The 18,378-nt window shown below is 64.5% G+C and carries 11 protein-coding genes; 7 read left to right on the top strand and 4 right to left on the bottom strand.

Annotation, left to right across the window (positions count from 1 at the left end; all coding sequences use genetic code 11):
* Positions 1–97 precede the first annotated feature (97 nt).
* A complete protein-coding gene (locus tag DSM100688_RS09595) occupies positions 98–1,483 on the top strand; it encodes a metallophosphoesterase (protein ID WP_152358875.1) in 1,386 nt (461 codons plus the stop codon).
* Positions 1,484–1,926: 443 nt separating this feature from the next.
* On the opposite strand, the gene DSM100688_RS09590 is transcribed toward DSM100688_RS09595, so the two are convergent.
* Complete coding sequence (locus DSM100688_RS09590) at positions 1,927–2,817, bottom strand: IclR family transcriptional regulator (RefSeq protein ID WP_239519367.1); 891 nt, start codon at positions 2,815–2,817, stop codon at positions 1,927–1,929.
* A 209-nt stretch (positions 2,818–3,026) separates the two neighbouring features.
* Between DSM100688_RS09590 and leuC the strand changes: the two genes are divergently transcribed.
* The 3 genes from leuC (at position 3,027) to DSM100688_RS09575 (ending at position 10,393) form a co-directional block, all read left to right on the top strand.
* On the top strand, positions 3,027–4,430 hold the full coding sequence (gene leuC, locus DSM100688_RS09585; protein ID WP_152358874.1) for a 3-isopropylmalate dehydratase large subunit: 1,404 nt from the start codon (positions 3,027–3,029) through the stop codon (positions 4,428–4,430).
* A 54-nt stretch (positions 4,431–4,484) separates the two neighbouring features.
* Positions 4,485–5,168 carry a 3-isopropylmalate dehydratase small subunit gene (gene leuD, locus DSM100688_RS09580; protein WP_152358873.1) on the top strand — a complete coding sequence of 228 codons (684 nt, stop codon included), beginning with the start codon at positions 4,485–4,487 and terminating at the stop codon, positions 5,166–5,168.
* A 746-nt stretch (positions 5,169–5,914) separates the two neighbouring features.
* Positions 5,915–10,393, top strand: a complete 4,479-nt coding sequence (locus DSM100688_RS09575) for a DEAD/DEAH box helicase (RefSeq protein ID WP_163146865.1) — start codon at positions 5,915–5,917, stop codon at positions 10,391–10,393.
* A 346-nt stretch (positions 10,394–10,739) separates the two neighbouring features.
* On the opposite strand, the gene DSM100688_RS09570 is transcribed toward DSM100688_RS09575, so the two are convergent.
* Together DSM100688_RS09570 and DSM100688_RS09565 are read right to left on the bottom strand one after the other, a co-directional pair.
* Positions 10,740–12,842, bottom strand: coding sequence for a PH domain-containing protein (locus DSM100688_RS09570; protein ID WP_152358871.1), 2,103 nt, complete (start codon positions 12,840–12,842; stop codon positions 10,740–10,742).
* Positions 12,842–13,453: a PH domain-containing protein gene (locus DSM100688_RS09565; RefSeq protein WP_152358870.1), complete on the bottom strand. Its 612-nt coding sequence runs from the start codon at positions 13,451–13,453 to the stop codon at positions 12,842–12,844. The genes DSM100688_RS09570 and DSM100688_RS09565 overlap by 1 nt, the downstream gene beginning before the upstream one ends.
* A 147-nt stretch (positions 13,454–13,600) precedes the next feature.
* Between DSM100688_RS09565 and DSM100688_RS09560 the strand changes: the two genes are divergently transcribed.
* Together DSM100688_RS09560 and DSM100688_RS09555 are read left to right on the top strand one after the other, a co-directional pair.
* Positions 13,601–14,407 (top strand): DUF805 domain-containing protein, encoded by an 807-nt coding sequence (locus DSM100688_RS09560; protein WP_163146866.1) that lies wholly within the window; start codon positions 13,601–13,603, stop codon positions 14,405–14,407.
* A 140-nt stretch (positions 14,408–14,547) separates the two neighbouring features.
* Positions 14,548–15,876: a histidine kinase gene (locus tag DSM100688_RS09555; protein ID WP_163146867.1), complete on the top strand. Its 1,329-nt coding sequence runs from the start codon at positions 14,548–14,550 to the stop codon at positions 15,874–15,876.
* 246 nt (positions 15,877–16,122) lie between these two features.
* Here DSM100688_RS09555 and DSM100688_RS09550 read toward each other — a convergent pair whose 3' ends face one another.
* The gene (locus tag DSM100688_RS09550) at positions 16,123–16,812 is read right to left on the bottom strand and encodes a response regulator transcription factor (protein WP_152358867.1); all 690 of its coding nucleotides are present in this window, start codon (positions 16,810–16,812) and stop codon (positions 16,123–16,125) included.
* Between the two features lie 97 nt (positions 16,813–16,909).
* Here DSM100688_RS09550 and DSM100688_RS12240 point away from each other — a divergent pair, with 97 nt between their 5' ends.
* Positions 16,910–18,370 carry a CPBP family intramembrane glutamic endopeptidase gene (locus DSM100688_RS12240; protein ID WP_152358866.1) on the top strand — a complete coding sequence of 487 codons (1,461 nt, stop codon included), beginning with the start codon at positions 16,910–16,912 and terminating at the stop codon, positions 18,368–18,370.
* The last annotated feature ends 8 nt before the right edge of the window (positions 18,371–18,378 follow it).

Here is an 18,378-nt window from a genome sequence, read left to right as displayed (position 1 = left end):
GGATGCGCGGCGCCCGTAACCCGTCGCAGTCCCTAATCCCCGGCGTTCGCGTGCGGCATACAGCCGTTTCCGAGGTGTCGTGGGTTAGGCTTGAGGCATGACGGAACGTAATCAGATCGAAGAACAGACCCGCAATGAGGCGCGGCCCGTGTCGGTGTCGGCGCGACTGGGACGTCTGCAGTTCCATAATTCCGGTAAATTCCGCGTGTTGCAGTTCGCCGACATCCAGGACGGTCCGAAAGTCTCCGGGGACACGATTCGTCTCATCGCGGCCGCGACGGACGCCGCCCGCCCCGATGTCGTCGTGTTCACCGGCAATCAGATCGCCGGGTACGATCCGGCGTACGCGGACACGTTCCACAAGCGCCGCTGGACCAGCGCCAAGCCCGGCGACATCGAACGTACGCGTCGACTCGTGCGCGATGCGATCGCGTCGTTCGTCGGTCCGCTTGTCGAACGCGGCGTGCCGTTCGCCGTCACGTACGGCAACCACGACTTCCAGTGCGGGCTGAGCAACGCCGAACTCGACGCGATCTACCGCGAGTTTCCGGGATGCCTGAACATCGCGCCGGACGGCACCGACGCGACGGTCGATGCGATCGATACGACGGATGCGATGGACGCAACCGTACGCGCGTCATCGTCGTCAGACGTCACTGCCATCGCTCGCAACGCCGCGAACGTTGGCATGCGAGCGGACGGTCCGTACGCCATGCCGACGCCGCAGGCCGCGCCGATGTCCGGACTGCCGGACCAGCGGGTGTATCCGCTCGCGCCGGGCACCTTCGCGCTGCCGGTGATGGACGCCGATCGTACGCGCACCGTGCTGGCGCTGGCGGTGACCGATTCCGGCGACTATTCGCCCGAGGGCGGCTACGGCAAACCCGACGAGCGCACGCTCGACTTCCTGTATTCCGTGCCGGAGATGCTGGGCGCGAAGGCGCTGGTGTTCCAGCACATGCCGGTGCCGCAGTACTACGATCTGCTCAAGGCGGTGGCTCCCGACGCGCCCGGTGCGATTCAGGGTTATCGCGCGTACGAGTCGCAGTATTACGTGCTGGACGAGGCGAAGACGCAGCCCGGCAGCTATCTGGGCGAGGGGGTCAGCTGCCCGGATTACGACAGCGGCGAGTTCGCGCTGCTGCGTGACGGTGGGTATTTCGGCATCGTCGCGGGGCATGATCATCGCAACGGATTCGTCGGCGAGTCGGAGGGCGTGATGATGGTCGCGTCGCCGACGTGCGGGTTCGGATCGTATGGTCCGGCGCCGGAGAAGCGTGCGGCGCGGCTGTTCGAGTTCGATATCCGGCATCCGTACCATCCACGCACGCAGTTGCTTGAGTTCGGTGATCTGGTAGGCAAGCCGAGCTCGCGCAAGGCGTATTCGTATGATATCGCGTCGGTGAAGTCGGATACGGAGGGTATGAACCTGCTGCACAAGAAGAATCTGTGGAGCAGATTGCGCGGGTGGTTCCGTCGGTAGGGTGCCGCGCCGTTCCCTTCCTTCTCTAACGACATTCTCTCTCCTCTTAACGTACATACAGCCGATTCCATCGTTGCAAACGGCTGTATGTTCGTTGAGGGATGGAGATGCGATGCGGCGCGTCTGTGTGGGGATGCGGATGCCTTGAACCCTCAACGGACATACAGTCGAAAACGGTATGGGAATCGGCTGTATGTCCGTTGAAGTTGAGCCGTTAGGACCGGGTGCTTTAGTGCATGAGTGCGGCGATGTCCCGTAACCTCAGCAACCTCAGCGGACATACAGCCGTTTGCATCGTTGGAATCGGCTGGTTGTACGTTGGATGTGTAAAACGGACATACAGCCGAAACTGATACGGGAATCGGCTGTATGTCCGTTAAGGGAGAGGGCTCGGGCGAGACGGAAGCGCTCGGAAGCCGGGAGATGTGCCGGCACGCCGCGGATCAGCGGCCGGAGGAGGCCTTGATCAGCGCGTCGGTGAGGTACTTGCCGGCGGCCATGACGAGCGGCGCGTAACGGCGGCCGGGAGCGCTGCCCATACGGCCGGACGGACCGGAGATCGAGATCGCGGCGATCACCTGGCCGGACGCGTTGCGGATCGGCGCGGAGATCGAGCACACGCCCTCCTCGCGTTCGTTCACCGACTCGCTCCAGCCGCGCTTGCGCACAGCGGCCAGCTTCGCGGCGCTGAACTTGGCGTGGCGTAGTCCCTGATGCAGGCGCTCCGAATCCTCCCACGCCAGCAGGATCTGCGCGGCCGAACCGGCCTCCATCGACAGCATCGCACCCACCGGAATCGAATCGCGCAGACCGGACGCACGCTCCACGGCGGCGATGCACACGCGCTGATCGCCCTGCCGACGATAGATCTGCGCGGACTCGCCGGTGCGGTCGAGCAGCGTCTGCAGAATCGGACCGGCCGCCGTCAGCAGTCGATCCTCGCCGGCGGCTGCCGCAAGCTCGGCGAAACGCGAGCCGAGCGCGAAGCGGCTGTGCTGGTCACGCAGGACGAAACGGTGCCGTTCCAACGCGATCGCGAGACGGTGCGCGGTCGGGCGGGCCAGTCCGGTCGCCGCGACGAGCTGACCGAGCGTGGCCGGTCCGGACTCGAGCGCGTCGAGGATCTTCACGGTCTTGTCGAGCACGCCGACGCCGGAGTGGATCTCACCATCGTCCGCGGGCTCGGCTGCGTCGGCCGCTTCCGTTGTATCCGCGGCATCCGCGGCGTCCGTCGTATCGTCGATGTCGGTGGTCTGGCCGCTCGTGGCCGTGGTTTCGTCAAGCTCTTCAGGCATGGTCGTCCCGTCTGCGTTCGTCGTGTCGGATGAGGTCATAATCGACGATTATGCCATCTCACATAGTGAAACGCAAAATGCAGACGGCCGGGTTGCGAGGTAATGGCGAGCGAACCCGTTTGAGAGCGTCCACGGCATATCTCATATACCGGCCGCTCGCGGCGACGTCCGAGCCGCGAATCATAGGCTATATACCACGAAGAACGCGAGAGTACAAGACCTCGCAGAAAAAATTAGGAGGAATCCGAATGGGAACGACACTGGCCGAAAAGGTCTGGGCCGATCATTTGGTGCGCAAGGGCAGCGATGGGGCACCCGACCTGCTGTACATCGACCTGATGCTCATGCATGAGGTCACCAGCCCGCAGGCGTTCGAGGGCCTGCGACTCGCAGGACGTAAGCCGCGCCACGTCGATCAGCTCATCGCCACCGAGGACCACAACACGCCGACCGTCGACATCGACCGTCCGAACCCGGACAAGACGAGCGCCCTGCAGCTGAGCACGCTCGAAAAGAACTGCAAGGAGTTCGGCGTGCGTCTGCACCCGCTGGGCGACGCCGATCAGGGCATCGTGCACGCGTTCGCGCCGATCCTGGGCCTCACGCAGCCGGGCATGACGATCGTGTGCGGCGACTCGCACACCTCGACGCACGGCGCGTTCGGCGCGCTCGCGTTCGGCATCGGCACGAGCGAGGTCGAGCATGTGATGGCGACGCAAACGTTGTCGTTGAAGCCGTTCAAGACGATGGCGATCAACGTCAACGGCGAGCTGCCGGCCGACGCGACTGCAAAGGATGTCATCCTCGCGATCATCGCGAAGATCGGCACCGGCGGCGGCCAGGGCCACGTGATCGAATACCGCGGCGAAGCGATCCGCAAGATGAGCATGGACGAGCGCATGACCGTGTGCAACATGTCGATCGAGGCCGGTGCCCGCGCCGGCATGATCGCGCCCGACGAGACGACGTTCGAGTACCTCAAGGGCCGTCCGCACGCGCCGGAAGGCGAGATGTGGGATCGTGCGGTCGAATACTGGAAGACGCTGAAGACCGACGACGACGCGGTGTTCGACAAGGTTGTGGACATCGACGCGACCAAGCTCGGCCCGTACGTGACGTGGGGCACCAACCCCGGCCAAGGCCTGCCGATCACGGCGAACGTGCCGGTGCCGAGCGAGATCGCGGACGCGACCAAGCGTGCCGCCGCCGAGCGCGCGCTCAAGTATATGGATCTCGAACCGGGCACGCCGATCAAGAGCATCCCGGTCGACACCGTGTTCATCGGATCGTGCACGAACGGCCGCATCGACGATCTACGCGCGGCCGCGGCGATCATGAAGGGCCATCACAAGGCCAAGTCGATCCACCGCGTGCTCGTCGTGCCGGCCTCGTCGCGCGTGCGTCTGCAGGCCGAACGCGAGGGACTCGACAAGATCTTCAAGGACTTCGGCGCGGAATGGCGCAACGCCGGCTGCTCGATGTGCCTCGGCATGAACCCCGACAAGCTCGTGCCCGACGAGCGGTCGATCTCGACGTCGAACCGCAACTTCGAAGGCCGCCAGGGCAAGGGCTCGCGCACGCACCTTGCGTCGCCGCAGGTTGCCGCCGCCACCGCCATTCGCGGCACGATCTCGTCGCCGGCCGACCTGTGAGCCGTTTGCGGCCGACCTGTAGTCGATCTTGATCTTGTAAAGGACTGATATTTCATGGAAAAACTCACTACGTTGACCGGTGTGGGCGTGCCGCTGCGCCGCTCCAACGTCGACACCGACCAGATCATTCCGGCCGTGTTCCTGAAGCGCGTCACCAAGACCGGCTTCGACGACGCGCTGTTCTACGCGTGGCGCCGCAACCCGGACTTCGTGCTCAACAAGCCCGAGTATGCGAAGGGCCAGATTCTGGTCGCCGGACCGGACTTCGGCATCGGCTCCTCGCGCGAGCACGCCGTGTGGGCGTTGCATGACTACGGATTCCGTGTGGTCATCGCGCCGCGCTTCGCCGACATCTTCTACGGCAACACCGCGAAGAACGGCGTGCTGGCGGCGATCATGCCGCAGGAGTCCGTCGAGCTGCTGTGGAAGCTGCTCGAGGAGGAGCCGGGCCGCACGATGACCGTCTCACTCGAGGATCGCACCGTGACCTGCGGCGACGTGACGCTGCCGTTCGAGGTGAACGACTACGTGCGTTGGCGTCTGATGAACGGTTACGACGACATCGATCTGACGCTGCAGCACGAGGACGACATCGCCGCGTACGAGAAGATGCGCGCCGAGCGGTTCCCGTTCAAGCCGAAGACGATTCCGGCCAAGCACCTGCCGGAGGAGCCGATCGCCTCCGCCCGCGAGCCGCAGGACGAGCCGGAGTGGGCCGGCCCGATCGCCGATCGCTGATCGTTACCGCTGCCGCTGTGTTTTCTAGCGGCTTGCCCCTCCCTTCTCTCTTTTAACGGACATACAGCCGATTTCCCCGACGGAATCGGCTGTATGTCCGTTGTTTGTATGTCGTGGCGGTTGATGATGCGTCACGACGGGGTGATGATGCGTTGTGGCAGGTGACGGTGTGTCGTGGCGGAGTGCCGAAGACGCTGCGGATGTTACAGCCTCTCTTGCCTTGTTTCTTCTCGCCTTGCTTTGCCCTGCCTTACCTCAATTCCTCACCTCTTAGCCTTCTCACCCCCTAACGGACATACAGCCGATCGGGGTGGGTGAATCGGCTGGTTGTCCGTTGGGGGAAGAGGGATGTGGCGTCATGGGTTGCTTCCGTCGCATTGTGGCTCTGTAATTCAACGGACAACCAGCCGATTTGCCTATCCAGATCGGCTGGTTGTCCGTAGAGGGGGCGAGATATGACGCCGGGACTGCTCTTGCCGTGACGAGGCGTGCTCTGTGCCTCAACGGACAACCAGCCGATTGGGCGGGTGTTTTCGGCTGGTTGTCCGTGAGAAGGAGCGGCAAGCGTGGGGAGGGACGGAACGAGTCCGACGGAACGAGTCCGACGGAAGAGGCTGGCGGAAGAGGCTGGCGGAACGGAGCTTGCTGGGTGAGGCTGAGGAATGAGGTTCACGGGACGAGCGCCGTGTGACGGAACGCGGGTAGGATGGAACGAATGGGCGGCGGCGATCGGAAGGGCGGCGGATATGGATTGGCATGCGTCGGTATATGGTTCCCGCTCGGGATCCGACAGCTTCGGCAACGGTCGCGGCGGCTATCGCAGCTACGACGATGACAACGATGGCGATGATGACTACGGTGTCACCTACGGCTCATACGACAGCGACGACGCGTATGACGGCGACGCCTACCCCTACGCATACGACGACTCGACCCGTCGCCGGTTCGGCGGCACGGCCACATCGTCGACATACGCCGATCCGGCGCGTCGTCGTATCGGTGACATAGGCGGCCCGTCCTACGGCGCCGGTCCGATTGTCAGCGACACCACGTTGCGCAAGCGCGGCGGCCGATCATACTTCCGCGCCAACGAAATCCTCGCATCACACCGCATGCACGACTTCACCTGCGCCGTCACCGACTCCGGCGTCAGCCTCGCCGCGCTCGTCAACGCCGCCGACCGTTACGCCGACGACTATCGCGTCTCCGTCGACGTCGACGACAACGCCGGCGATCTCGTCGCATCGCACTGCACCTGCCCCGCATACGGACGGTTCTCCGGCATCTGCAAACATGTCATCGCACTCGTCATGGCCTACAACAGTCACCGCGACTGGTTCCGCCGCGTCGCCGGCGCCGGCAACGGAGCCGCCAACGGCCGGTTGATCGCCGGCCGACTGCCCGCCGTCCGCCGCACCTCGCGCGAACTCGCCACGTTCATGCGCCAGCGCGACGCCGACATGCAGGCCAAGGCCAAAGACCGTCAGCTCAGCCTGCTCAAGGAGATCGGCACCATCGCCGACGCGGGTGGCACCACCGACGGCGGTTGCACCGGTGCCGTTCGTCACATGCCGATCGGCAGCGTCACGCTGCGCCTGACGCTCGAAACGCACGACGATACCGGCTGCTCGATCAAACTGCGCATCCAGGTGCCATCGCGCGGCATCTCCTACGTGGTCAAGGACATCGCCGAATTGCTGCAGGCTGTCCGCTATCAGGAATTCGTCTCGTATGGCAAGAAGCTCGCGTTCATCCACACGCGCGACGCGTTCGACCGGCGCTCGCAAGCCGTGCTCGACATTCTCGACCGCGCGCAGACGATCCGTGGCACAATCGACAGCGATCCGTACGTGTCGCTGCGGCGGACGGACGCGGCGGCGATGCGGCTGTCGGACGGCGAGATCGCCGATCTGCTCGACGTGTACGCCGGTACGGATGCGACGATTGACTACGCACCGTCCGCGCGGTACTACATGCCGGTCATGCCGACGCGCGTGGTGGATGGCGACCCCGATCTGGGACTGTCGATGACGCGGGCCGAGGGGAGCGGTGCGGATGATGCGGATGGTGCGACCGGCGATGCGTCCGGCATGGTTGGCGCGACCGGTACGTTCGGCGCGCGACGGGTCGACGATGACAGCGCCGCGCCGGCTGGGTACTGGCTGCGGCACACGCAGTGCGTGGAGCGATTCATTGCCGGGCAGCGGTCGACGTATGTGATCGTGCGGCCGTTGTCCGCGGCGGTGCTGGCGGCGGATGCGAACACGACGGGCGATACGGGCGGACGGCCTGCGACGGGCGGAGCGCGAGACACGGCCGTCGCGCGTGGGACGGCTGCCGGCCATGACGCGCCGACGCCGATCGGCGGACCGTTCGTCAACGGGTTCCCCGACGAGTTTCCCGGAGGTGTGGGCGGCAATCCGGGCGGCAATATGGGTGGCACCGACATCGTGCAATGGCTTCGGGCCAACGCATCGCGCGCGCAGTCGCATGCCGCCGTCGCGCCGGCGACGATCTACCGGTGCGACGCGAATCTCGCGAAACAACGCGATCTGCTGACGTTGCTGTGCGGCGACGACGATCATGCGTCGCTGTATCTCGGCGCGGCCGACGTGGCGATGTTCGCGCGTACGATGCTGCCGCTGCTGACCGCCGGCGGGGCCGGACGTGGCGAGTCGGCCGGTCCCGCCAACGTTCGCAGCCGTGACAACGTTCGTCATGATGACAACGTTGGTGATGATGTTGCCGACTATGACAACGTTCGTAACGATGACAACGTTCGTGACCCGCGTGCAGTGCCGTCCTCCGCCATCGACGACGAAACGAACGCAACGCCGCGCACCGGACTGCACATCGACCTGCCGCCCGAACTGCTACGGCTCATACGTGTGCCCTGCCGCATTGCGATCTACCTCGACCGTGACCTGCACGGCATCACCTGCGACGTGCAGGCGCGCTACGGCAACAAACGCTACCACGTGTTCGACGGCATCGGCCACGCGCCCGACGACCAGCTGCGCGACAAGGACGCCGAACGACTCGCCGTCGAGGCGGTACTCCACTACTTCCCGCGACCGAGCGGCGCGGTCGCGTTCATCCCCGAATCTGACGACAACGCGGTGTACAAGCTGCTTACCGAAGGGCTGCCGGTGCTGCGCGGCCTCGGCGACGTGTACGCCACACCCGCGTTCGATGGGCTGGCGGCCATGCCTCGCCCCACCATCAAGGTCGGTCTGTCGGTGCGGTCGGGATTGGTCGAGATCTCGCCCATCGCCGACGAAATCGACCCAGACGACGTGCCCGCGCTGCTCGCCAGCTATCGCAAGCGCAAACGTTTTCATCGTCTGCGCAACGGCGCGTTCGTCGACCTGCGCACCGTCGACACGTCCGCGCTCGACGACGTCGCCGCCGATCTGGGACTCAAGCCGTCGGAACTCGAAACCGGCGCGGTCACGGTGCCCGCATTCGAGGCGTACTATCTCGACAGCCAGATCGACGACGCGGGCAAAGACGCGAGCTTCCGTGCATATCTGAATGACCTGCGCGTGATCGACCCGAACGCATACCACGTGCCCGCATCGCTGGCCGACGTGCTGCGGCCGTATCAGGCCGAGGGATTCCGCTGGCTCAACGCGGTGTGCGACAAGGGATTCGGCGGCATCCTCGCCGACGAAATGGGTCTCGGCAAGACGGTGCAGCTGCTGTCGTTCCTGCTGGCGCGGCGCGATGAGGCGCGGGCCGCGTGCACGCCGAGCCTTATCGTCTGCCCGGCGTCGCTGGTGTACAACTGGGCGGCGGAGGCGGCCAAGTTCGCGACGTCGCTGCGCGTCGAGACGGTCGCCGGATCGAAGGCGTCGCGTCGTGCGACGTTGAGTGAGATCCGCGATGCTCAGCAGGACGACCGGCAGGCTGTGCGAGATGATGCGGACGGTGCGAACGATGGCACGACGACGGACATACCCGACCTGCTCGTCACGTCGTACGATTTGCTGCGCCGCGACATCGACGACTACGCCGGCCTTGCGTTCTACTGCATGACGCTGGACGAGGCGCAGTACATCAAGAACGCGGCGACCAAGGCCGCGAAGGCGGTGCGATCGATCGCAGCGGCGCATAGGTTCGCACTCACCGGCACGCCAATCGAAAACCGGCTCAGCGAATTGTGGAGCATCTTCGACTTTCTCATGCCCGGCATGCTTGGCAGTTACGCGCATTTCCGCGAACGGTTCGAAATGCCGATCCTCAGCGGCGACGAATCCGCGCAACGCAAGTTGCAGTCGTTCGTCGGGCCGTTCATTCTGCGTCGACTCAAATCGCAGGTGCTCAAGGACCTGCCTGACAAAATCGAGAACGTCATCACCGTGCAGCTCGCCGGCGAACAGCGCAAACTGTATGCGGCGCTCGAGCAGCAGTTGCGGTCGGCGATCCTCAAGCAGAAACCGGCCGACTTCAACACCGGCAAGATTCAGATCCTCGCGCAGCTGACGAAGCTGCGGCAGGTGTGCTGCGATCCGCGGCTGTTGTACGACAATGCCGGGCGGGCGGATGCCGTGGATGGCGCAAACGGCGGCAGGATCGTGGAACAGGCTGTGGAACAAGGTGCGGAACAAGGTGCGGAACAATCTGTGAAACAGGCTGTGGAACAAGGTGATATGCTCGCCCAATCGTCCGTGAAACAGCCGGTGAAACACGGCAAGGTGAGTTCCGCCAAGCTCGACGCGATCGCCGAGCTGGTCGACTCGTGCCGTGACGCCGGACGCAAGATGCTCATCTTCTCGCAGTTCACGAGCTACCTTGACCTGATCGCTGAGCGGCTGCGGGCGAACGGTGTCGCATACGATGTCATCACTGGCGCGACGCCGAAGAAGCGGCGTCTGGAACTGGTCGACCAGTTCAACCGCGACGAGACGCCCGTGTTCCTCATCTCGCTCAAGGCCGGCAACACCGGCTTGAACCTGACCGGCGCGTGCGTGGTCGTACACGCCGACCCGTGGTGGAATGCGGCCGCGCAGAATCAGGCCACCGACCGCGCGCACCGCATCGGGCAAACGCAGGACGTGAACGTGTACCAGATCGTTGCGAAGGACACGATCGAGGAGCGAATCCTGAATTTGCAGCGGTCGAAGACCGACCTCGCTGAGCGGTTCGTGGACGCCGCGTCGTCATCCACCGGCCGTTCCGTCGCCGCGCTCACCAAGGACGACCTCTTGGCGCTACTAGGGTAGCGGCAGCGGTGGTGTCTCGACGATGGACATGCGCTAACCCCCTGACGGACATACAGCCGATTTTGCGCTCGTATCGGCTGTATGTCCGTTGAAGGTGGGGGTCGTATTCCCTGATGGTCTTTCTTGATACTGTGCGCGCTACTCTTAACGGACATACAGTCGATTTGCCTATCGTTTTCGGCTGTATGTCCGTTGAGGGGGTAGAGCTGTGTTTTTGCTGGCTGTTCCTCGGGTTTGCGCACTGCACCACTGACGGACATACAGCCGATACGAGCGTGGAATCGGCTGTATGTCCGTTAGAAGGGATGGGGATGAGTGACACCGCCGGTGGGATGCCGGGGCGAGGCTAGGACTCGAGCCAGGCGGTGAGACGGTCGGCGTCGGACCGGCGGATGAACTGGAACCGCAGTTCGTCGGTATCGTTGGTGACGAACAATGGCATCAGCAGCGTTTCGATACCGCGCGAAGCACGCCATACCGCTGTTTTGCGAATAGCCGACTGCACCCGCGAGCGGCGGGTGACCATCGTGAACCGCGTCAGCCCGCTTGCGCCGGTCACCATAATGCGGTGAGGCAGCGGTGTGCCAGTGCCAACGTTCGCAGCGTCCGTTGCCGTGTTCATCGTGATGTCCGACGCCGCGTCAGCACTGCCAGATGTCGCGTCGATCACATTATCCGTCGCCCCCGCCGCGTTCATCCTACGCGGTGTCCCACGGTCTGCCTTGCCATTCGTCGCATCCGATACCTGCATCCTGCGCGGTGTTCCGCCATCCGCTGCGTCATCCATCAACGTGTAACCGTCGACCTGCGAACGCAGCCAACGGCTCGCTGTCCACCACGCGAAAATCACGAACGGCACCGCCGGAATCATCCGCAGCAGCCAGTTGCCCGACCAACCCTGCACGATCACGACCGTGGCCGCGAGCGCCGTCGTCGCCACGCCGAGCGCCGCCGGCAGCGTCACGTAATACCGTGTCAACCCGTGCCCCGTCCGCCGTACCGGCAGATCGTTGCGCACATCCCACTCCGGCAGCATCACGTGCAGCAATGCAGTCACGCGACGCATCCCCACGACCGGCAGAATATTTGCCGCATTGCCGCCGTCGTTCGCATCATCGCCATCGTTGTCAACTGACGAGCTCAAGCCAAGACTCACCGAACACAAGCCGAACGGTCGCCGCAGCAACGACTGCCGTATCACGATCGTCTGAATACGGCGGACCGGCAACGTCATCGTGTGGCGCGTAAACAGCCCCCGCACCACCACGAGATCGTCGCCGCGACGCCACACTTCGAACCCGTAGAACCGCAGCATCGCCGAGACGATGCTCACGATCATGAGCGCGATCACGCACGCCAGTGCGAGCAGTACGACCGACAGCACGCCTTGCGCGACGATCGCATCGACCGACTGCGTGGCGGTGCGCATCCACGTGCGAGGGATGAAATCGCGGACTTTGTCGAAGGCTGCATAGACCGCGAGCGCGGCGGCGAGAAAGCCGAGGTCAGTGATCGCGAACAGCAGGATGTCGCGCACGGATGCGCGGAACACCGGGCGGTCGGCGGTGGCTGATGCCGTGGATGGTGCAGATGCTACTGATGCCGGCGGTATGGAGGAAACGGTGCGCGAGACGGCAGCGGCAGTCGTGGTCGTTGCGGGCCGCGGTGCCGATCTCGTGGCGGACGACGGTTCGGTATCGCCGGTTGATAAGGTCGCCACGGGCGTGGACGGTGCCATACCGTCTACCGATGTGTCCACGATGGTACCGCATGCGCCTGTGGAGGACGGGATGCGTACGTTTGCGATGCTGGTAACGTTTGCGACGCTGGGAACGTTTGCGGCGTGTGCGGCGGCGGTGACTACGTGTGCAGCCGTAGGATACGGGCTGAGCGGCGAACCCGCGGCGAGAGCCGGTCCGGGATTCAGGCCCGTGCCGGTCGCGGCAACATCGGCGTGTGCAGCGCAACGGCCATCATCGGCAGCATGCCCGTCGTGACTGGCCGACCGCAGCGATTCGAGTTCGAGCTGCAGCGCGACCGGCACCGCGTCGAGCGTGATGTTCGCATCCGATCCGGCGGCCGTGATCGTCAATCGCACCACGCCGAACGGCTGGAAGTACACCGGTGCCGTGCCGTCGATCGCATGGATCGCCGCATAGCCGATCGTGCGACGAGTGCGCGAGAACAATCCCGTACGGAACTCCAGCGAATCCGCACCCAGTCGGTAACGTGTGGTCAGCCATTCGATGACCGGCGGCACGACGACGAGCGCCAGGATCAGCGCGACGGCACCGACGAACATCCACGGCGACCATCCGTCGCGGACGATCTGATAGCCGACGACGGCAAGCAACACGCCGATCGCGGACTTAAACGAACCGATCATGCCAACGATCAGTGCGGCCGGATGCAACCTGCGCCATCCGTCGGTGCCATGCGCGCCGCCCATCACAGGTCCTCCTTCGCGGCGGCGACGTGCTCGGTGATGAGCGCCGTCACACGCTCCGCCTCGGCCGCATCCAGTGAGGCGATCTCGTGTGCGGTGGCGGCCGTATGAATCACAATCGTCGTCAGACCAAACCTGCGCAGCAGCGGCCCCTGTTTCGTATCCACATGTTGCACGCGGTTGTATGGCACCGTGACGGTCGAGCGGAACAGCCATCCCGTGCGGATGCGCAGGAACCGGTCGTCGATCATGAACCGGTGAAACGCGTACTTGTAGCGCGTCTGCAGCGGCTGCGACGCGAAGTCGAGCACGTTGACCGCGGCGAGCAGACCGATGACGATCGGCTGCCAGCTCCACCAGTCGTTCAGCCGGCAGACCACGGCCGCGGCGGCGCACACCGCGAGCCAGAAGACGCACTGCAGCGCCTCGCTCGCCAGCCACATGCGCTGGATGCGGTCGGGATATGGCTGCCATACGGCGGGCGCGTGGGGCATGGTGTCGGCTGTGCCAGTCGGATTGGTTGGAGTGGCTGACGTGACGGTGACGGTTGATTCGGCCGGGTCGGCTGGGCCGACCGGGCCGGTGTGCGACGTATCGGTCTGCGGATCGTTCATTGATATCCCCTTCATCGGTGTACGTATCACTGTATGCGACGATGCACGACGAAAGCGCAGGCGGTACACGTGTGTTGACGGCGGCGGCGCGGACTGGACGAATCGGCGAGAATGGGGTTGAGTAGAGGCGACGAAGGGAGTGCGACGATGGGCGACGAACCGAATCCGTTCATGCCGCGGCGGGATGCGGGCAGTGAGAACCCGTACGTGACGTATGCGCAGCGTATGGCCGGTACGGATGAGGCGACTGGCGGCGGTCCAGCCGGCGGCGGTCACGGCTTCGCGAAACCGCCGCTGTGGTCACCGTGGTACGGCATCGGTTTCGGATCCGCGATCGTTCGCTGCTTCCGCAAGACGTTCATCTTCCATGGGCGCGCGTCGCGCGGCGAATACTGGTGGATCTGGCTGTTCGGTGTCATCGTCGCCGCGGCGACCGGCATCGCGGCATACGGCATCGGATCGGCGATCGGGCTGAACGGCGACGGCGACACGTTCTCCGACACACCGCTCTACGATTTCGTCAGCAACGCCGTGATGGTCGCGCAGATCATCCTGTTCCTGCCGAACCTGTCGCTGTCGATCCGCCGGCTGCACGACGAGAACCTGCGCGGCTGGTGGGTAATACTGCCGACAGTGCTGTCGGTCGGCGCGTTCGTGGTTTCGCTCGCCGTCGTGATCATCAGCTCGCTGGCCGGCGGCGACTCGGCCGCGGACGGCATGCAGACCATCGTCGTGACGGTGCTCACGCTCATCGTACTATCACTGCTGTCGTTCCTCGTGTCGGTCGTGCTCATGATCATGCCGAGTGATCCGCGCGGCGTGCGATTCGACCGTATGCCGACGCCGACGTCAGCATCGGAGAACCCACCGGTGCCGAGGTCATCGCAGCCGTCGCGACAGCCGATACGGCAGCCAGTGCAACCGTCCTCCCGCCAACCGCAACCGAAAGCGTGACCGCCATGCCAACGTCGGCATCCTCCTCGCCATCCCCGTCGTCTCCGTCGTTCCCGTCCGCTTCGCGACGTGCGCTCGCCGGCATCCGCGCATGGTGGCGCGAACCGCATTTTCTCGAAAAGAACACGATCATCGGCTGCGTGGCCATCGTGGTGGAATTGATCGTCAGACCGCCGCAATCGCCGGCGCAGATGATCGTCGCACTGGCCTGCCTGGCGTTCGCCGCAGCGATTCCGGTCATACCGCGGGCATCGCGCGTGATCGCACTGATCGTCTGCATCGTGGCGTTGCCGTGTCTGACGTTGCCGGATCTGCTGGCGGCCGGCGACGTCGTGTCGTTCACCGCGCTGCTCGCGCTGGGGTATCTGCTGCCGAGATGGGGCGCGGTCGCGGTGACGGTCGGGTATGCGGTGCTCGACGCGGCCGGCTTCGTACTGCTGCATACCGGATCGATCGGCGGCAGTGTGGTCCGTGGGATGATCGACGGTATCGGGGAGATCGAGGCGAACGATGCGGCGGCTTCGGGTACAGCCGGCACGATGGACTTGACCGGCGTGACGGGCGCGCGAACGGATATTGCCGCGGTACTGCCGCAGTATTCGCTGATCGTGTTCGTGTTCACGGTCGCGCTGAATCTGATGGGTATCGGGTTTCTGGTCATGTTCGGCTCGGCGTTCCGACGCACGGCCGAAGCCAACGAACGGGCGGCACGCAGCGAACGGTTGCTCGGGCGGGTCACACGGGAGCAGGAGCTCGCGCACATGATCCATGACTCGGTGGCTAACGACATGTCCACGATCGCGATGCTCGCGTGGCGGGCGAAAGCGGCCGGGGCGGGCGATGCGGGGGCTGGCGATGTGGACGAGATGCTGGACGCGATCTACGAACGGTCGCATCACGCGCTCGACCGCGTGCACGAGGTGATCGACGTGCTCAACGGCAAGCGCGAACTCGGAGAGGCTGGCGCGGGGCAGAATGGCACGGATCTGGTGGACGGAACAGTTGATGGGCTCGTCCGCGGCGGGCGGTCTTTCGATGTGCAACTGGAAAAATACGTCGAGGATCAGGACCGCGTGATGGCCATGCTGGGGCTGCGTGGGGTGACGCGGCTGAACGTGGCATCCGATGTCGTGGTGCCGGTCGCCGTACGACGTGTGGTGATGGGGCTGATCGAGGAGATCTACGCGAACATCGTGCGGCACGGTGTAGCCGTTTCGGCGGTGGATGGCGACATAAGCGCAAACGGCGAGGCGGCGTATACCTTGCATATCGCCGTTGACGGGCGAGGCGTCCGTATCAACGAGGTCAATGCGCTCGCCGTCGATGACGCGAAGACCTTGGCGTATGGGCATGGGCGCGGCAATGGCATTCGCGTGCATCGCGCCGCAATCGAGGCGCTCGGTGGTGCGTTGCATGCCGGGGCGCAGGATGGTGCGTGGATGGTCGGCGCGGAAATCCCGCTTGATTGAGGTGGCCATCGTGCAGTTTGACGATCAAGAGGCAAATAATCGTCAAACCGAGCGTATAACGAACAGCTTCCTGCAAACTGAGAGGCAGATTATTCGTCCGACGGGGGTCTTTCTCCAAACTGAGAGGCAGCCCATTGGCTTATGCTCGGTATTGTCACGATACAACAGGGTGCACAAGTGCTTCTTGCGGGGAACGGCTGCCTCTCAGTTTGGAGAAAGACCTCCGCACAAGATGAAATCTGCCTCTCAGCTTTGAGAAAGCCATATCGCAATGGCATGGGCGAGGGAATGGGCACCGAGCTTGTCGACGGCACGATGGGCGTGGGTGCGCACGGTCGAAGCGGCAACTCCCCATCGGGCGGCGATCTCGTCGTAGCTTAGCCCCTGCGCTAGCAGATGCAGCGTTTCCACCTCCTTCGCACCGAGTCTGGGCACGCCAGCCTTGTTGGTGTTTATGCTGTCCTCTGCCTCGATGAGCATGCGATACGATTCGGCCGGCGTACGAAACATGACTTGCTCCCGGAGACCCGTCGGTGCGAAGACGCCACCGCCGGCCACCGCGCGCAACGCCTGTGCGAGCTGCGGAATATCGGCCTTCGACACGATGCCTTGTGCTCCGGCCCCCGCCACCCGTTCGGCATAAGTGTCCACAGCGAACGCGGTGATCGCCAGCAGAGCGATGCGGTCGGAGCGTTGGCGGATCCGTCGGCACACGCTCACGCCGGTCGCCTCGCCGAGCGACATGTCCACCAGCAGCACGTCCGGCCGGGTGACAGGAGCCAGTGCCTTATGCACCGCATCCTCTGCGGTTTCCGCACCCCACAGCCAGCGTGATTCCGGCAGCAGCTGCGGCATGATCCCCTTCAACGCCAGCAATGCCATGCGATCGTTGTCGACCGCCGCCACCGTCAGTGGCTTCCCCTCCAGACTTGTCATGATGCCTTATTGTAACCGGCGTCGCGTCGGCCGTTCCTTGTCAACGCCTGTGGGCACGGTCACGAATCGTTCAGCAAACGCGGTTAGGCTGGTCCGCATGAGCATCAATGAACCTCAGCCGCAGGATGACCTGCCGGCACCCCAACAGCCTGAATCGCAGCAGCCGTCGCCGACGGAATCAGCTCCATCGTCGCCGACGCCTTCGCCCGAACAATCGGATGCATCCGAGCAGCCGCAGCAGCAGCCCGCCGGCCAGTACTATCCGCCGCAGCCGTTGCCGCAGGGCGCATATCCGCAGTATCAGTCAGGCGCGTATCCGCAGGCCCCGCAGCCTCAGCAGGCCCCGCAGCCGCAATACCAGCCGTACCAGCAAGGCGGGCAGTATCCGCCGCAAGGTGGTCAACAGCCGCCTCAGTATCCCCAGTCCCCATACGCGCCTCAGCAGCCGTACCCTCAGTACCCCTACGCCGGCTATCCGGCCACACCCTACCCGCAGGCCACCCCCGAGCAGATCCGCCGCCGCACCCTGCGCAAGGCCGTCGGTCGCCCGGCCGGCCTCATCCTCGCCTACCAGGCGGTCTTCACCGGCGTGAGCATCGTCGCCGGCATGATCATGGGCGTCCTCGCCACGATCGAACGCGTCGCTGGATCGCGCCTCGCGAACACGCCGTCCCCCGAGAACTTCCAACAGATCGAGCAGGATCTCGCCCAGACCAGCGTGCAGTGGGTCGGCGTGCTGAGCCTGATTTCGGTCGCGGTCGGTTTCCTGTTCATGCTGCTCATGCGCCATCGCACGATTCTCACGCGCGCGTTCTGGCTCGGCGACCCGACCGCCGTCGCCGGTTCCGCCAACTCCGTCAGCCCCGCTAACCTCGCCAACCCGAACGAACCCCGCGCGCACATGCGTCCCGCATGGTTCGCCGTGTTCGTCGCGCTCATCATCGGCATTCAGGGCGTGCTGCAACTCATCCAGATCGCGTTCGCCGCACTCGGTATCACGCTCGCCTCGCCCACGTCCGACAGCATCGACGAGTCGGCCGTCACCATCAGCATGTGGCTGTACATCGGCCTGATCGGGCCGATCGTGGAGGAGACGGTGTTCCGTGGCGTGCTCATGCGCGAGCTCAAGCCGCTCGGCAAGAACTTCGCGATCGTCACGTCGTCGCTCATGTTCGCGCTGTTCCATGACGACGTGGTGCAGGGCGTGTTCGCGTTCTGCTGCGGCCTTGTGTTCGCGTTCGTCGCGATGGAGTATTCGCTGATCTGGTCGATCGCGCTGCACATCTTCAACAATGCGATCCTCGGCGGCGTGCTGTCCGAGTTCGCGGCGAGCTTCGGCGACGCGGGCAACATGGTATACGGCGTGGCGCTGCTGGTTGTCGGTATCGGCGGGCTGATCTATGTGCTTGTCAAATACGGCTGGGGACTGCGCGAGTACCGGCGCGTGAACCGGTCTGCGCCCGGCACGTACTGGGGGTGGACGTCGGGATGGTTCCTCACGTTCGTGATCCTCAACGGGTTGTTCGCGCTGGTGTCGTTCGCGGTGGCGATGGCGTAGCGGAATCG

Source organism: Bifidobacterium ramosum (genome assembly GCF_009299505.1).
Lineage (GTDB): Bacteria > Actinomycetota > Actinomycetes > Actinomycetales > Bifidobacteriaceae > Bifidobacterium > Bifidobacterium ramosum.
The sequence above is the reverse complement of the archived record's forward strand: the minus strand, read 5'-3'. Positions and strand labels throughout refer to the sequence as shown.

Coding starts and splice junctions, on each gene's coding strand:
- DSM100688_RS12240 (WP_152358866.1), top strand. CDS start 16,910: ATGAGCATCAATGAACCTCAGCCGCAGGATGACCTGCCGGCACCCCAA.
- DSM100688_RS09595 (WP_152358875.1), top strand. CDS start 98: ATGACGGAACGTAATCAGATCGAAGAACAGACCCGCAATGAGGCGCGG.
- DSM100688_RS09565 (WP_152358870.1), bottom strand. CDS start 13,453: ATGAACGATCCGCAGACCGATACGTCGCACACCGGCCCGGTCGGCCCA.
- DSM100688_RS09575 (WP_163146865.1), top strand. CDS start 5,915: ATGGATTGGCATGCGTCGGTATATGGTTCCCGCTCGGGATCCGACAGC.
- DSM100688_RS09570 (WP_152358871.1), bottom strand. CDS start 12,842: ATGGGCGGCGCGCATGGCACCGACGGATGGCGCAGGTTGCATCCGGCC.
- leuD (WP_152358873.1), top strand. CDS start 4,485: ATGGAAAAACTCACTACGTTGACCGGTGTGGGCGTGCCGCTGCGCCGC.
- leuC (WP_152358874.1), top strand. CDS start 3,027: ATGGGAACGACACTGGCCGAAAAGGTCTGGGCCGATCATTTGGTGCGC.
- DSM100688_RS09560 (WP_163146866.1), top strand. CDS start 13,601: ATGGGCGACGAACCGAATCCGTTCATGCCGCGGCGGGATGCGGGCAGT.
- DSM100688_RS09590 (WP_239519367.1), bottom strand. CDS start 2,817: ATGACCTCATCCGACACGACGAACGCAGACGGGACGACCATGCCTGAA.
- DSM100688_RS09550 (WP_152358867.1), bottom strand. CDS start 16,812: ATGACAAGTCTGGAGGGGAAGCCACTGACGGTGGCGGCGGTCGACAAC.